The organism is Pseudomonas sp. P106(2024) (genome assembly GCF_057480815.1).
In genome coordinates, this window is sequence record NZ_JBLIYU010000001.1 from 317,538 (window position 1) to 330,486 (window position 12,949).

At 64.9% G+C, this 12,949-nt stretch carries 14 protein-coding genes; 4 read left to right on the plus strand and 10 right to left on the minus strand.

The window, feature by feature from the left end; genetic code table 11:
- Positions 1-84: 84 nt before the first annotated feature.
- The gene (locus tag AC25M7_RS01420; protein ID WP_028688511.1) at positions 85-837 is read left to right on the plus strand and encodes a DUF2059 domain-containing protein; all 753 of its coding nucleotides are present in this window, start codon (positions 85-87) and stop codon (positions 835-837) included.
- Here the strand turns inward: AC25M7_RS01420 and bipL are convergent, their stop codons facing one another.
- Positions 838-1,764 carry a phospholipase BipL gene (gene bipL / locus AC25M7_RS01425; protein WP_028688512.1) on the minus strand — a complete coding sequence of 309 codons (927 nt, stop codon included), beginning with the start codon at positions 1,762-1,764 and terminating at the stop codon, positions 838-840. It abuts the gene before it with no gap.
- Positions 1,765-1,852: 88 nt separating this feature from the next.
- Between bipL and AC25M7_RS01430 the strand changes: the two genes are divergently transcribed.
- Complete coding sequence (locus AC25M7_RS01430) at positions 1,853-2,434, plus strand: DUF6436 domain-containing protein (RefSeq protein WP_062359827.1); 582 nt, start codon at positions 1,853-1,855, stop codon at positions 2,432-2,434.
- Here the strand turns inward: AC25M7_RS01430 and AC25M7_RS01435 are convergent.
- Positions 2,413-2,979, minus strand: a complete 567-nt coding sequence (locus AC25M7_RS01435) for a sugar O-acetyltransferase (protein WP_062359830.1) — start codon at positions 2,977-2,979, stop codon at positions 2,413-2,415. The genes AC25M7_RS01430 and AC25M7_RS01435 overlap by 22 nt on opposite strands.
- An 88-nt stretch (positions 2,980-3,067) precedes the next feature.
- Here AC25M7_RS01435 and AC25M7_RS01440 point away from each other — a divergent pair, with 88 nt between their 5' ends.
- Complete coding sequence (locus AC25M7_RS01440; protein ID WP_486970651.1) at positions 3,068-5,431, plus strand: penicillin acylase family protein; 2,364 nt, start codon at positions 3,068-3,070, stop codon at positions 5,429-5,431.
- Between the two features lie 47 nt (positions 5,432-5,478).
- Entirely contained in the window at positions 5,479-6,297 is an 819-nt protein-coding gene (locus tag AC25M7_RS01445) for an alpha/beta fold hydrolase (RefSeq protein WP_028688518.1), read from the plus strand.
- A gap of 37 nt (positions 6,298-6,334) precedes the next feature.
- Here AC25M7_RS01445 and AC25M7_RS01450 read toward each other — a convergent pair whose 3' ends face one another.
- The 8 genes from AC25M7_RS01450 to AC25M7_RS01485 all read right to left on the minus strand — a co-directional run bounded on the left by AC25M7_RS01450 (position 6,335) and on the right by AC25M7_RS01485 (position 12,948).
- Positions 6,335-7,207: a transporter substrate-binding domain-containing protein gene (locus AC25M7_RS01450; protein WP_028688519.1), complete on the minus strand. Its 873-nt coding sequence runs from the start codon at positions 7,205-7,207 to the stop codon at positions 6,335-6,337.
- The gene (locus AC25M7_RS01455; protein WP_247283881.1) at positions 7,204-7,977 is read right to left on the minus strand and encodes an amino acid ABC transporter ATP-binding protein; all 774 of its coding nucleotides are present in this window, start codon (positions 7,975-7,977) and stop codon (positions 7,204-7,206) included. Before AC25M7_RS01455 ends, AC25M7_RS01450 begins: the two co-directional genes overlap by 4 nt.
- Positions 7,974-8,633 carry an amino acid ABC transporter permease gene (locus tag AC25M7_RS01460; protein ID WP_486970652.1) on the minus strand — a complete coding sequence of 220 codons (660 nt, stop codon included), beginning with the start codon at positions 8,631-8,633 and terminating at the stop codon, positions 7,974-7,976. The genes AC25M7_RS01455 and AC25M7_RS01460 overlap by 4 nt, the downstream gene beginning before the upstream one ends.
- Positions 8,614-9,279 (minus strand): amino acid ABC transporter permease, encoded by a 666-nt coding sequence (locus AC25M7_RS01465; RefSeq protein WP_069015892.1) that lies wholly within the window; start codon positions 9,277-9,279, stop codon positions 8,614-8,616. Before AC25M7_RS01465 ends, AC25M7_RS01460 begins: the two co-directional genes overlap by 20 nt.
- A gap of 468 nt (positions 9,280-9,747) precedes the next feature.
- Positions 9,748-10,533, minus strand: coding sequence for a MetQ/NlpA family ABC transporter substrate-binding protein (locus AC25M7_RS01470; protein WP_028688523.1), 786 nt, complete (start codon positions 10,531-10,533; stop codon positions 9,748-9,750).
- A gap of 181 nt (positions 10,534-10,714) precedes the next feature.
- Entirely contained in the window at positions 10,715-11,662 is a 948-nt protein-coding gene (locus tag AC25M7_RS01475; protein WP_062359839.1) for a sigma 54-interacting transcriptional regulator, read from the minus strand.
- 62 nt (positions 11,663-11,724) lie between these two features.
- Positions 11,725-12,306, minus strand: coding sequence for an alpha/beta hydrolase (locus AC25M7_RS01480; protein WP_028688525.1), 582 nt, complete (start codon positions 12,304-12,306; stop codon positions 11,725-11,727).
- A 240-nt stretch (positions 12,307-12,546) separates the two neighbouring features.
- A complete protein-coding gene (locus tag AC25M7_RS01485; protein WP_028688526.1) occupies positions 12,547-12,948 on the minus strand; it encodes an ExbD/TolR family protein in 402 nt (133 codons plus the stop codon).
- Position 12,949: the final 1 nt, after the last annotated feature.

Consider the following 12,949-nt stretch of genomic DNA (forward strand, 5'->3'; position numbering starts at 1 on the left):
CCACTTGGTCAGGAAGCGCCGCTGGCGACTCGACAAAGCCCCGCCACGCCTAGGACAATAGCGGCCTGCCGACAGGAGTCCTGAATGCGCCGTCTGTTTTCCCTGCTTCTGCTGATGATCTGCACCATGCCTGTCTGGGCGGACAGCCTCGAACAGTTGTACAAGGCCGCCGGCTGGCCCGACCAGCGCGTCCATTTCAACGATGCCGTGAGCGCTGCCCAGCAGCGCTACCGCAACAGCCTGCCGCCTGCCGTCTACCAGGCGCTGGTCAACAACAGCAACCAGCGCTTCCAGGCCCAGGCCATGGACCGCCGGGCCCAGGCGCAGCTGCGCGCCAACCTGGCGAATCCCTCGCCGGCCCTGGCGTTCTTCCAGTCACCGCTGGGGCGCAAGGTGGTGGCCGCCGAGCTGCTGGCCACGCGCAAGGACCAGCTGGCCAAGAATGCCAAGGGCCTGCCCAAGGTCCAGGCCAGCGACAACCGCCTGCTGATCGTCGGCCACCTGGCCCAGGCCCTGCCGGCCCGCGAAGCCGGCGCCGAGGTCAGCCTGGCGATCGCCGGCGTGGCGGCCGACAGCCTGAGCTCGATGCTGCCCGGCCTGTTCGGTGGCGGCCAGGCGCAGAACCTGCTCGATGGCCAGCGCCAACGCTTGATGAACCAGGTCGGCGAAGACCTCAACAATACCCTGCTGTACGTCTATCGCGACCTGTCGGACGCCGAGCTGGAGGAATTCGCCACCTTCGCCGAATCCGCCGACGGCCAGGCCTACTACAAGGCGGCGGTGGCAGCGGTACGCGCCGCCCTGGCCGTGGGCCAGAATGCCGCCGAGCTGAAGTGATCAGCCCAGGCGCTGGCCGATGAAGTCGAAGTAGCGCTGGCGAATGCCGGGCAGCTCGTTGGCCAAGTGATGCCGCGCCTTGGGCAGCATGAGGATCTGCGGTTCGGCGAACTTGGCCTTGAGCACCTTGAGGTTGTAGGGCCAGTCCACCGTGCCGTCCGCCTCGCCCTGCACGATCAGGGGCTGGCGCGTGCTGCGCGGCGCGGCTTCGATACGCCGGACCCACTTCATCAACGCCCCCACCCAGGCAGTCGGCAGGCGCCGTGGCTGCAGCGGGTCGGCCTCGAGGAAGGGCAGGAAGGCCGGGTCGTTGGTGTTCTCACTGAAGCGCCGCTCGATGCCGCTGACGAAGTGGCGCAGCACCCGATAGCTCAGTTTCGACCAGTGCCAGGCACGTGGGCGCACCAGGGGCGCCAGCAGGATCACCTGGCCGTCGGCCGGGCTGCGTTCACCCTGGTGCAGCAGGTGATCGACCACGATTGCCCCGCCGGTGCTCTGTCCGCATAGATGCCAGGGTCGCGGCAGTTCCAGCAGGCGGGCCTGTTCGAACAGTGCATCGAGCACCTGCTGGTAGATGCCGAAGTCATCGATGCTGGCCCGCTCGCCGCTGGACAGGCCATGACCGGGCAGGTCGCAGCCGATCACTGCGTAGCCCTGGCCCAATGCCCACGCGATCACATGCCGGTACAGGCCCATGTGGTCGTAATAGCCGTGCAGCAGGAACACCGTCGCCACCGGTTGCTCCGGCAGCCAGAGCTGTCCGACCAGATCGAAGCCCGCCACCTGGAAGCCACCCAGCCAACTGCGCGCGGGCAGATCCAGGCCGTAGAAGCGCTGGTAGGCCTGGCCCTGGGCGGACAACGGCTGGCGATCAGCAAGGGGCGACAGGCTGGTACGCAGCTGGTCGGGATTGAAGCTGGCGGGCATCGGTACATCCAGTGTGAAGCAAGTATTGATCTGCGATATTCAGCTCTGCGCCGCGCCATGGCAAGCTTGGCCCCTCCTCCGATGAACAATGCGACCTCGTGCCAAGGCCCCCATGGCGAAGCGATTTATCACATTACTTGCACTGCTGCTCTGCGCCACCACCCTCTGGTGGGCCTACGACAGCTTCCAGTCCCGCTACCTGCGCACCTTCGACAACCAGACCACCTTCTTCGACGGCAGCCAGCTGCGCCTGCCCCCCGAACTGGCAGGTCCGGGCCCGATCCGCGTGGTGCACTTCTGGGACCCGGCCTGCCCCTGCAACGTCGGCAACCAGCAGCACCTGGGCGAGCTGTTCGAGCGCTTCGCGCCGCTCGGGGTCAGCTTCCATGTCGTGCAAAAACCTGGCAGCCACGGCCGACTGCCGGCCAACCTGGGAGCGCTGAAGCCCCTGGCCAGCCTGCCCGGCAGCGAGCACCTGCCCGCAAGTCCCGCCGTGGCGATCTGGGACCACGACGGCAACCTCGCCTACTTCGGCCCCTACAGCGAAGGGGCGGTGTGCAACTCCAACAACAGCTTCATCGAACCGATCCTCACGGCGCTGAATGAAGGCCGCCGGGTGCAGGCATCCAATACCCTGGCCGTCGGCTGCTATTGCCCTTGGACCGGCTGACGCACCCGCGCCGGATTGCCTACCACCACCGCCCCCGCCGGCACATCCCGGGTCACCACGCTGCCGGCGCCGACCACGGCGTTATCACCAATGGTCACCCCCGGCAGGATGATCGCCCCGCCGCCGATCCAGACATTGTCGCCAATGATCACCGGGCGCCCGCTTTCCAGGCCACTGCGGCGCAGCGCCGGGTCCAGCGGGTGGTCGGCGGTGTAGATCTGTACCGCCGGGGCGATCTGGCAATCGGCACCGATCCGCACAGGAAGCACGTCGAGAATCACGCAGTTGAAGTTCATGAAGGTGTTGGTGCCCACACTGATGTTGTAGCCGTAGTCGCAATGGAATGGCGGGCGGATCACCACGCCGCTGCCCACACTGCCGAAATGCTCCTCCAACAGGCCATGACGCGCCTCGTTGGGCTGATCGACACTGTTGTTGTAGCGGTGCATCCAGTGGCGGTTGGCCGCCTGTTCGGCTTGTAGCTCGGGACAGCCGGCATGGTAGAGCTGGCCTGCCAGCATTTTCTGTTTTTCGCTGAGGGACATGGAAACTCCTTCCAGGGGACTATGCTCAGTTCGCGAATCCGCCGATGATCGGACCATATTTTCTCGTTCGAGTGCACAAGGAGTCTCGATGAAGCGCAGCCTGACCTTGCTGGCGGTGGTGATCGCAGTGGCCGCCGCAGGCACCGGTTACTGGTACGTGCGCGGCAAGCAGCCGCAACGTGACGGCGAGGTAGCCGTCGGCGGATTGCAGGCGCCGGTCAGCGTGCGTTTCGATGCCCGCGGCGTGCCGCACCTGCAGGCGCAGAACGAGCAGGACCTGTACCGTGCCCTGGGCTACGTGCACGCCCAGGACCGTCTGTTCCAGATGGAGATCATGCGCCGCCTGGCCCGTGGCGAGCTGGCCGAGGTGCTGGGCGACAAGCTGCTGCCCACCGACACCCTGTTCCGCAGCCTGCGCATCCGCGACCAGGCGGCCTTGATGGCGCAGCGCCAGGACCGCCAGTCGCCGGCCTGGCAGGCGCTGCAGGCTTACCTGGACGGCATCAACCAGTGGCAGGCCGGCCATCCCAAACCCATGGAGTTCGACCTGCTCGGCATCCCGCCACGCCCCTTCACCGCCGAGGACACCCTGAGCATCGCCGGTTACCTCGCCTACAGCTTCGCCGCGGCATTCCGTACCGACCCCGCGCTGACCTACATCCGCGACCAGCTCGGCCCCGAATACCTGAAGATTTTCGACCTCGACTGGCAGCCCGACGGCGCCGTGGCCACCCCTCTGGCCGCCGCCGACTGGCGCAGCCTGGAGCAGCTGGCGCGACTGAGTCACGATGCCCTGGGCGATGCCGGCATCCCGCAGTTCGAAGGCAGCAACGCCTGGGCCGTGGCTGGCAGCCGCACCCGCAGTGGCCGGCCGCTGCTGGCGGGCGACCCGCACATCAGCTTCGCCGTGCCGGCAATCTGGTACGAGGCGGAGCTGTCGGCGCCGGGGTTCAACCTGTATGGCTACTTCCAGGCGCTCAACCCGTTCGCCCTGCTCGGCCACAACCGCGACTTCGGCTGGAGCCTGACCATGTTCCAGAACGACGACGTTGACCTGATCGCGGAGCGGACCAACCCACAGGACCCCGAGCAGGTGATGGTCGATGGCCGCTGGCAGCCACTGGAAAAGATCGAACAGAAGATCGCGGTCAAGGGCGCGGAACCTGCCAGCATCACCCTGCACCGCTCGCCCCATGGCCCGATCGTCAACAGCGTGCTCGGCGATACCGCAGGCCCGACGCCCATCGCCATGTGGTGGGCGTTCCTGGAAACAGAGAACCCGATACTCGAGGGCTTCTACCAGATCAACCGCGCCGACACCCTGGGCAAGATGCGCGAGGCGGCCGCCAAGGTTCAGGCGCCGGGGCTGAACCTGGTATGGGCCAATGCCCAGGGCGATATCGGCTGGTGGGCGGCGGCGCGCCTGCCGATCCGCCCGGACGGCGTCAACCCGGCGTTCATTCTCGATGGTGCCAGCGGGCAGGCCGCCAAGCCGGGCTTCTACCCGTTCAGCGCCAATCCGCAGCAGGAGAACCCGGCGAGCGGCTACATCGTCTCGGCCAACTACCAGCCGCCCGGCGCAATTCCCGTGCCCGGCTACTACAACCTGGCCGATCGCGGTCGTCAGCTCGATCGCCAGTTGAGCGACCCGGACATCAAGTGGGACACCCAGAACAGCCAGGCCCTGCAACTGGACACCAGCACCGACTACGGCCCGCGCACCCTGGCGCCGCTGCTCGGCACCTTGCGCAATATCGCCCAGGGCGACGAGGAGAAGGAGCTGGTCGAGCAACTGGCCGCCTGGCGCGGCGACTATCCGCTGGACTCCATCAGTGCCACGCTGTTCAACCAGTTCCTCTACGAACTGGCGTTCGCCGCCCTGCACGACGAGCTGGGCGACACCTGGTTCCCGGTGCTGATCAGCACCCGCGCCATCGACGCCGCTCTGCCCCGCCTGGCCGCGGACCCGACATCGCCCTGGTGGAGCCAGCGCGGCGCCAGTGAACGCACAGACCGTGACGCCATCGTGCGCCAGGCCTGGCAACGCAGCCTCAAGCACCTGCGCGAGACATTCGGCAAGGATCCGGCCAGTTGGCAATGGGGCAAGGCCCACACCCTCACCCACAACCATCCACTGGGGGTGAAGAAGCCGCTCAACCTGCTGTTCAATGTCGGCCCGTTCGCCGCGCCCGGCACCCACGAGGTGCCGAACAACCTGTCGGCGAAGATCGGCCCGGCGCCCTGGCCGGTGACCTATGGTCCTTCAACCCGCCGGTTGATCGACTTCGCCGACGCAGGCGCCGCGCTGACCATCAACCCCGTCGGGCAGAGTGGCGTGCCGTTCGACCGGCATTACGGCGATCAGGCCGAGGACTATATCGAGGGGCGCTATCACAAGGCGCGGATGGGGGTGATTCCGGCGCAGAGCACGTTGCGGCTGGTGCCCAGATAGAAACCGGGGCCACACAGCGGCCCTCTCGCAATCCATGAGGTCACGCAATGCACAAACGCTTCATCGAGATAGACGGAGCACGCATGAGCTATGTCGACCAGGGCCAGGGCTTCCCAGTGCTGCTGGGACACAGCTACCTGTGGTCGTCCGCCATGTGGCAACCGCAGATCGACGCCCTGTCACGGCACTTCCGGGTCATCGTGCCTGAGCTGTGGGGGCACGGCGATTCCGCCGCTCCGCCCGCCAGTACCGTCGACATGGCTGCCCTGGCTCGACAGCACCTGGCATTGCTCGATGCCCTGGATATCCAGAAGTGCCACCTGGTCGGGCTGTCGGTTGGCGGCATGTGGGGCGCGCAGCTGGCCGTTGACCACCCTGAACGCGTCGACCGCCTGGTGCTGATGGACACCTACCTGGGCGCCGAGCCTGAGCCGACGCGGCTGAAGTATTTCGGTTTGCTGGATGCGGCAAGCAAAGCGGGAGCCTTCATAGACCCGTTGCTGGACGTTGTGGTGCCGATCTTCTTCCATGCCGGTGGCCAGACGGTGCCCGAGGTGCGCGAATGCTTCCGTGCGGACCTCAAGGCAAGCAGCGCCGAAACCATCCGGGACAGCCTCGATCCGATGGGCCGGGTGATCTTCGGCCGGCCAGACCTGCTGGCGCGACTGGGTGAGCTGCCAGGAGAGCGAACCATCGTGCTCTGTGGCGACCAGGACATTCCAAGGCCACCGACAGAGTCAGCGGAGATGGCGCAGCTGATTGGATGCTTGGCGGCACAGATTCCATTCGCCGGGCATATCTCCAGCCTGGAGAATCCGCAGGTGGTGAATGATTTCCTGTTGAACTGGTTGCCGCGAAATCGCTGAGACCGGAGGGGGCCGCTGTGCGGCCCCGTTCAGGTAATCAACCCTGCCACTTGCCGCCCTCGACGATCACGCTCTCAGGCTTGGTGTCGTCGCTCAGTTCCTTGCGCACGTACTGGTCGTACAGCTTGAGCAGGAACTTCTCCTCGCCCAGCTTGGCCAGCTCGCTGTTCACCCAGTCGCGCAACTCGGTGTTGCCCTTCTTCACCGCCGGCGCAATCGGCGCCTCGTCGCCCAGCAGCTGCGGCAGCACGCGATAGCCCGGGTTCTGCTTGGCCCAGCTGAACAGGATCAGGTTGTCCTGGGCATAGGCATCGCCACGGCCATTGGCCAGGGCAGCCAGCGACTCGGTGTTCTTCTCGAACTTCAGCAGCTTCCAGTCCGGGTGATTCTTGGTCAGCCAGATATCGGCGGTGGTGCCGGTGGTGACGATGATGGTCTTGTCGGCCAGGTCGTCGAGTTTCTGCACCGGGCTGCCATCGGCGACGATGGCCTGCACCGCCACGCGCAGGTTGGGGTTGGTGAAGTCCACCGCTTCCTTGCGCTCGGGGGTGACGGTCATGTTGGCGAGGATCAGGTCGACCTTGTCGCTCTGCAGGAACGGAATGCGGCTGGCAGGCTCGACGGCGACGAACTCGACCTTGCTTTCATCGCCCAGCAGGTCCTTGGCGAAGCGACGGCCGATGTCGGTGTCGAAGCCCACGTAGCGGCCGCTTTCATCGACGAAGCCGAACGGTGGCTTGTCGGTGAACACACCGACGATCAGCTTGTCGCGGGCCTTGATGGTTTCCAGGTAGCTGGAGGCCGGCGAGGCAGCAGCAGGCTTGGCCGGGTCTTCGGACTTGTTGCAGCCGGCCAGCAGGGCCAGGCCAAGCAGTGGAGCGAGCAGTTTGGCGAACGGGGCAGTCTTCATGACAGTTCCTTGTGCAGTGTCTTGGGCAGGCTTTCGACGAACGAGAATTTCTCCAGGAACTGCTGCGCGCGTGCGGTCTGCGGTTGGGTGAAGAAGCGCTCGGGGTGGTTCTGTTCAAGGATCCTGCCGGCCTCCATGAACACGATGCGGTCGGCCACCGCGCGAGCGAAGGCCATTTCGTGGGTGACGATGAGCAGGGTCATGCCTTCGCGGGCCAGGCCCTGGATCACCTGCAGCACCTCCTTGACCATCTCCGGGTCGAGGGCGGCGGTGACCTCGTCGAACAGCATCACCTGGGGGTTCATGCACAGCGAACGGACGATGGCGATGCGTTGCTGCTGGCCACCGGAGAGCTGGCGGGGGAAGGCGTCGCGCTTGTCCAGCAGCCCGACCCGGGCCAGCAGCACCTCGGCCTGGGCCTGGGCCTCGCGGCGTTCGCGCTTCTGCACCTTCAGCGGGCCCAGCAGCAGGTTGTCGAGCACGCTCATGTGACCGAACAGGTGGTAGCTCTGGAACACCATGCCGACCCGCTGGCGTACCTGGCGCCAGTCGGTGTCGGGGCCGAGCAGCTCTTGGCCGTCTAGCCGCAGGCTGCCGCCCTGGGCCTCCTCCAGCCCGTTGAGGCAACGCAGCAGGGTGCTCTTGCCGCAGCCGCTGGGGCCAAGGATCACCACCACCTCGCCGGCCGGGACCTTGAGGTCGATGTCCGCGAGCACCTGGTGCTCGCCGAAGAACTTGTTGAAGCCTTGGAATTCGATCAATGGATTCATGCAGGGGCCCAGCGCCGCTCCAGCACGCGGGAGGCGGCCGACAGCGGGTAGCAGACAAGAAAGAAGAACAGGAACAGCGCGCCGTAGATCAGCACCGACTCGTAGGTGCGTTCGATGATCTGCTGCCCCGCCTTGATCACTTCAACCACGCCGATCAGCACCGCCAGCGAGCTGGTCTTGATGATCCGCGTGTAGAGGTTGATGATCGGCGGGGTCATGCGCTTGAGCGCCTGGGGCAGCAGCACGTAGCCATACAGCTGCCAGCCGCTCAGGCCGATCGACAACCCCGCCTCGCGCTGCCCGCGTGGCAGCGACTGCAAGGCGCCGCGCACCACCTCGCCGACCTCGCTGGCGCCCCACAGGCCCAGCACCAGCACCGCGCACCAGAAACTGGGAATGCTCAGGCCGAAGAAGATCGGCAAGCCGAAGAACACCAGGTACAGCCAGACCAGCACTGGAATCGCCCTGAACAGTTCCAGGTACACCTGCAGCAGGATGTTCAGCCAGCGCTTGCCGAGGGTCGCCAGCACGCCGTAGAGCACACCGCCGAGGGTGGCGAACAGAATGCCCAGGGCCGAGATCGCCAGGGTCTGCCCGGCGCCCGTGGCCAGTTGCGGCAGCGAAACCAGCAGCAGCTCAATGCCCGAACTGGCCATGTTGCAGCCTCCGTTCCAGGTAGCGCAGCAGCAGCGACAGCGGCAGGAAGATCAGCACGCAGAGCAGGGTCAGCACGGCGAGCATTTCGTAGGTCTTGTAGTACAGGGCGATGTAGTTCTTGGTGGTGTAGAGGATCTCCGGCACCGCCACCGCCGACACCACGGTGGTCTCCTTGAGCAGGAACACGAAGTTGGCGAACAGTGCCGGCAGGCTGAGGATGCCAGCCTGGGGCAGGATCACATGGCGCAGCAGCTGGCCCTCGGAGAGCCCGATGGAGCGCCCGGACTCCAGTTGCGCCCGCGGCACGGCTTCTACCCCGGCGCGCAGCACCTCGGTGAGATAGGCGCCGCCCATGAACGTCAGGGTGATGATCGCGGCGGCGAAGCCGGACACCTTCAGCCCCAGGCTCGGCAAGGCGAAGTAGACGAAGAACAGCTGGATCAGCAGCGGTGTGTTGCGGGCCAGTTCTACGTAGCCCTTGACCAGGCGCCACAGGTACGGCGTGCGCAACACCAGGAGCGTCGCGTTGAGCAGCGCCACCAGCATCGAGGTGACGATGGCGATCGCCCCGACTTGCAGGGTCACGCCAACGGCCTTGAAGAAGGCCGGCAGTGTGCTAAGCATGAAAGCGGTGTCGAAGCTCATGGAAAGGGCCTCGACACGGGGTCACGAAGGTACGGCATGGGGCAGGTCCAGGGTCGGCACGAGGGTGGCTCGGCGTCGTTTCACGAATGGTGGCGCTGTGCCGGTAAGCACGATCCCTAGACTCTAAAGGTATAAAAATATTTTTATAAATACCTTTATTGCATATCTATATCACCGCCCCATGGTGCTCAGAAATTTCCTTCATCCCACACGGATCTTTCCGAGCATTTTCCCCTCCAAGGGGTTTCAAACTGTGACTTGCACGGCCCATCACATTCAACAAGGAAGACAACGATGAACAGCCCCTGCTTGCCTGCTTCGAATGAACAATTGCTGTGGCTCCTGGCGCTGCGCCGGGCGCTGGCCAGTCAGCGCTGAAACGCCACGGCGAGCTAGCCCCTCTCCAAGCCAGCCCAAACAAAAACGCCGACGCAAAATGCGTCGGCGTTTTTCGTACCAGATCGCGTATCAGAACGCCGGCAGTACGGCACCGCTGTATTTCTTCTCGATGAACGCCTTCACCTCCGGGCTGGTCAGCGCCTTGGCCAGTTTCTGGATGGCCTCGCTGTCCTTGTTGTCCGGACGGGCGACCAGGAAGTTAACGTAAGGCGAGTCGCTGCCTTCGATCACCAGCGCATCCTTGGCCGGGTTCAGGCCGGCTTCCAGCGCGTAGTTGGTGTTGATCATGTCCAGGTCGACCTGGTCGAGCACACGCGGCAGCATGGCCGACTCGAGCTCCTTGAACTTCAGCTTCTTCGGGTTCTCGGCGATGTCTTTCGGCGTGGCCAGGGCGTTCTTCGGATCCTTCAGGGTGATCAGGCCAGCTTTCTGCAGCAGCAGCAGGGCGCGGCCGCTGTTGCTGCCTTCGTTGGGAATGGCGACGGTGGCGCCGTCCTTCAGCTCACTCAGGCTCTTGACCTTCTTCGAATAGCCACCGAACGGCTCGACGTGCACGCCGATCACGGTTTCCAGGTGGGTGCCCTTGCCTTCGTTGAAGTTCTTCAGGTACGGCAGGGTCTGGAAGTAGTTGGCGTCCAGGCGCTTCTGGTCGACCTGCACGTTGGGCTGGACGTAGTCGGTGAAGACCTTGATTTCCAGGTCCACGCCCTCTTTGGCCAGGGTCGGCTTGATCAGTTCGAGGATTTCGGCATGCGGCACAGGCGTGGCGGCGACCACCAGTTTCTCGGCGGCATTGGCCAGGCCAGCAAACGAAAGGGCGGCGGCCAGGGCGGTGGTCAGCAGGGTCTTTTTCATGGTGATCCTTGTTCTAAAGCTGGGCCATCGCAGATGGCGAGTCGGGTGCCCATCCGTTCGGGTGGGCGTGCAACGGACAATACCGAGATTTTTTATTCCGTAACAATATCTTTTGATTAGCTGCTTATTCCAAAAACAAATCGCCATCACCGCCTTTGTTTATGAGCGGCCACGCACTGCTCTACGGCGCGGCTTCGCCCAACTGCGCCAAGGCGGTGTTCAGCAACCCGCGCAGTTCGGCCACGGTTTGCGGCTCCCGACTGGCACCCAGTTGCGCGAGCTGACGGGCCAGGCTGGCCAAGGGTGCGGTATCCGGAAGGTCGAGGTGCGCCGGGAGGATTTCCTCGCCGTCGCTGACCAGCAGGGCAAAGTGGATGATGTTCTCCAGCTCACGGGTATTGCCCGGCCAGGCATGGGCCTCCAGCGCCTGCTGGGCCGCCTCGCTGATCAGGGGCAGCGGCCGATCCAGGCGCACGCTGTAGATACCGACGAAATACTCGGCCAGCGGCAGGATGTCGCCGACCCGATCGCGCAATGCCGGCAGCTCGAGTTCACCCTCATGCAGGTAATGGTAAAGCCGTTCGTTGAAGCGCCCGGCGCGCACGGCCTGGGCCAGGTCGATGCTGGAAGCGGCCACCAGCCGCACATCGACCGCCTGCGGCTGGGTGGCGCCGACCCGGGTTACCTCGCGGTTCTCCAGGGCCGCCAGCAGCTTGCCCTGGATCGCCAGGGGCAGGTCGGCAATCTCGTCCAGGTACAGCGTTCCGCCATTGGCCGAGCCGAACCAGCCGGCTCGACTGCTGGCGGTGCCGCCCTGGGTCGCGGCACTGTAGCCGAACAGCTCGGCATCGGCGTAGGTCGGGCTGATGGCCGCGCAGTTGACCGACACGAACAACCCGCTGCGGTCACTGGCGCGGTGGATCTGCCGGGCCAGCAATTCCTTGCCGGTGCCGGTCTCGCCACGGATCAGCACGGGCAAGGGTTGTGGCGCCAGCCGCTCCAGGGCCTGGCGCAACGCCTGGGAGCGAGGATCGACGAACACCAGCGCCTTGGCGCGAATGCTCAACGGGCTCTTGTCCAATTCGGGGAAGGTCAGCAACGGCTGGCCGAAAGCAGTGTGAAACGTCATGGAATACTCCCGCCCCGGTCGCACGCGACCGGGGATTCGACTCGTTCGAAAAAACCGGCGGATCAGGCGCGGCGCAGCGCGCGCTGATCGACACGGGCCTGCAGGCGGTAGAGGTAGGCGAAGCCCTGTTCCCAGCGTTCATGGCCGGACTTGACGTTGATGTGCCCGGCATCAGCCAGCAGCCCAGCCTCGGCACTCCAGGCCTGGGCCAGGTACAACGCGCGCGGCACACTCACCGCCGGGTCGTTGTCGGAGCTGACCACCTGGCTGGGGAACGGCAGGGCCTGCAGTGGAATCGGCGCGAAATTGCGCAGGGCCGGCGCGCAGGTCGGCCGCTCGACATCCGCCGGCGCCACCAGCAGTGCGCCACGTACTCGGCACAGCAGCTCGGGGCTGGCCTGGGCTGCCCAATGGGCGACCGTGATGCAGCCCAGGCTGTGGGCGATGAGAATCACCGGCGAGCGTTCGGCGGCAATCGCCTGCTCCAGGGCCTGCACCCAATCGCGCCGCTGCGGGGTCAGCCAGTCGTGCTGCTCGACCCGGGCGCTGTTGGGCAGGCTGCGCTGCCAGTGACTTTGCCAATGGTTGTCTGGCGATCCTTGCCAGCCCGGCACAATCAGGTAACGAATCGACTCATTGCGCATGGGGACGCCTCCGGAAGTTTGCGTGCTTGGGTGCAAGTATAGGGAGGGGGCTATGTTCGTAAAGGAATAAGAAGCTATTTATTAATAACCAAAATTCTTTTAAAGCAACTGTCTTGCACTGTTAAGCCCTGCGCCTACAGGGATCGCGAAAGGCTTCAAATCCGCGTCTCCAATAAAAAAGGGCCATCCCCTGCCAAGGAAAATGGCCCCGAAGCACTTGCCTGAAGAGGGTATCGTCGGTCAGCGCGCGGTGATCACCGCCAGCTTGCTGATCCCGGCACGCTCGATCGCCGCCATCGCGCGGGCGACCTCGCCGTAGTTCACACCATCGTCGGCCTGCAACTGCACACGCAGCTCGGCGTCCTTGTCCTTGGCAGCCTTTAGGTTGGTCTCCAGCAAGTCCGGCTGGATCTCGTCCTTGTTGATGAACAGCTTGCCGCTGCCGTCGATGCTCACCACCAGCGGGTCCTTCTGCTCCACCGGGGCGACGGCCTCGGTCTTGGGCAGGTTGATCGGGATGGCATTGGTCAGCAACGGCGCGGTGACGATGAACACCACCAGCAGCACCAGCATGACGTCCACCAGCGGCGTGACGTTGATTTCACTCAACACTTCATCGCTGTCCTGGGTCGAGAAGGCCATG